The sequence below is a fragment of the Fusibacter sp. genome (assembly GCF_057447755.1).
Map to the genome: position 1 here is coordinate 1 of NZ_JBVBZF010000424.1, position 2561 is coordinate 2561.

Consider the following 2561-nt stretch of genomic DNA (forward strand, 5'->3'; position numbering starts at 1 on the left):
AAATTATTGAGAATAATTTCATGGGTGATGTTATTGGTATAGGTTAACCAACAAGGTAACTCATCAAGCGTTGCACTGTCATTCATAAATGAGAACAACTCAAAATCTTGATCACCCCATTGTACTTCCATCTTATCGAAATTTAGAGATCGTTTATCCACTCGTGCAGGCGTACCGGTCTTAAATCGTCTCAAATCAAACTCATGACCCTGTAAACTTTGAGTTAAAGCATATGAACCAGATAGGCCATTTGGACCACTCATAAGCTCTGCATCACCAATAAATATAGTGCTTCCAAGATAAGTACCTGTAGCCAAGACAGCAACATCACAAGTATATTTAGAACCTGTACTGGTTATAAGGCCTTTAATCTTTTGATCTTCTATAATAAGCGAAGTCACTTCACCTTGTTTCACAAATAAATTGTCTGTGTTTTCGAGTACTTTCTTCATTTCTGTATGGTATTGATGCTTATCGGCTTGAGCTCTTAATGAATGTACTGCAGGGCCTTTTGAACTGTTTAACATTTTACTTTGAACAAAAGCTTTATCTATATTCAGACCCATTTCTCCGCCAAGTGCATCTATTTCTTTAACTAAATGACCTTTTCCAGTACCACCTATTGAGGGATTACATGGCATCATGCCTATAGAATCTAAATTCATCGATAGAATTAAGGTTTTTACGCCCATTCTGGCACTTGCCAGTGCAGCTTCACAGCCTGCATGACCAGCGCCGATTACTATACATTCAAAATATCCCGCATCGTAAGTTCTTACCATTTTGTTTCCTCTACTTTCCTAAACAAAAATTGCTAAAAATAGTATTCATTAAATCGTCTTCAACACTCTCTCCAGTGACGTGTCCAAGATTTAAAATCGCATTTTTGATATCAACTTCAATAAAATCATATGGCATATTCATTTTTACGGCATTAAGCGCATCTGTTACATTCTTCTCAGCATCTTTAACAAGTTGTATATGTCTTGAATTACTGATAATATCCGTATGATTCATTTCAACTTCACTGCCAAAGACCATTTTTTTTATTTCATCTTCAAGGGCTTCAACACCAATTTCATTTTGAATTGAAGTCTTTATGATTGTCTTATCCTTTAAAACGTTATTAATGTAGTCAAGCTCTATCTTACTTTCTAAATCAGACTTATTGATGATAACAATTGCGTGTTTATTTTTAACAAGCTCCATAATGTCATGATCTTCCTGAGTTAAAGATTCAGATGCATCTAGTACAAAAATAATCAGATCCGCTTCGTTAAAGTAGTGTTTCGATTTTTGAACGCCAATTTTTTCAACGACATCTTCCGTTTCTCTTATACCAGCAGTATCAATCAACTTGATGGGAATACCCGATATATTCATGTATTCTTCTATAACATCCCTTGTAGTACCAGGTATATTGGTAACAATTGCACGTGAATCCTTAAGTAATGCGTTCATCAAACTTGATTTACCGACATTAGGTTTACCAACAATTACAGTTTTAAGGCCTTCTCTGATAATTTTACCAGATTTAGATCTTTCAATCAGGATTTTTAACAATCCTTGAATTTCTTCTAAGCTGGTTTCAATCTTTGAATATGTGATTTCTTCAATATCCTCTTCTGGATAATCAATAGAAACTTCAATTTCAGCCATTAAAGCAATCAGTGTATTGCGGTAATGCGTTATTTTCTCCGATAAATGACCTTTGAGTTGGTTCATTGCAATGTCAAATCCAATTTCTGTCTTAGCGCTGATGAGATCCATGACAGATTCAGCTTGTGCAAGATCTATTCTGCCATTTAAAAAAGCACGCTTAGTAAACTCTCCTTTATCGGCCATGCGAGCACCTTTTGAAAGCACTAGAGAGAGGATTTCTCTTAAGGGCATCATGCCCCCGTGACAATTAATTTCAACGATATCTTCCATCGTATATGAACCACTTGCAGGCATTTTTACCACCATAACTTCATCTACAATCTTTTGATCATTGATGATATGGCCAAAATACATTTTTCTATTTTCTAGAAGCACAGTGTTTGCCTTAAAAGGCTTGAAAATTTCAGATAATATTTGAAAAGAATCTGGCCCACTTAATCTTACGATTCCGATGGCTCCTTCTCCTATTGGTGTTGATATGGCTGTTATAGTATCAAAAATCAAATTAATCACTCCTAAATCACAATAAAAATAGGACACATGATCCTATTTATGAGTATAATGATAAACTGGTTAAATTTCAAGTTTGCAACTTCTATCTAATATTGTCGCATATCTTCATTTACCACTAATATCTTGTTTTTTTGTTATCGTTTTGTGTTACCGTTCTCATCTAACCGTTTCCTACAAGTTGAAGACGCTTGTTCTGAGAACTAATTTTATAACATTTGAGTCATCTCACGATGTCTCAAACCAATTTTCGCTGACGCTGTTTGAGGTTGAACATTCCTCATCACAGCTTTTGGCTCAAATTTTGTTATATACAATCATTTACCGCTAAAACTTTGTTTTTGCGCTACCGTTCTCATCTAACCGCTCTTCACAAGTTGAAGACTCTT

The 2561-nt window shown here is 35.0% G+C and carries 2 protein-coding genes; both read right to left on the reverse strand.

Annotated elements, in window-relative coordinates; translation table 11 throughout:
- Positions 1-782: FAD-dependent oxidoreductase (locus AC220I_RS21165; RefSeq protein ID WP_486725856.1), on the reverse strand; the 782-nt coding region annotated here is incomplete at its 3' end.
- Positions 783-792: 10 nt separating this feature from the next.
- Positions 793-2166: a tRNA uridine-5-carboxymethylaminomethyl(34) synthesis GTPase MnmE gene (gene mnmE / locus AC220I_RS21170; RefSeq protein ID WP_486725857.1), complete on the reverse strand. Its 1374-nt coding sequence runs from the start codon at positions 2164-2166 to the stop codon at positions 793-795.
- Positions 2167-2561 lie beyond the last annotated feature (395 nt).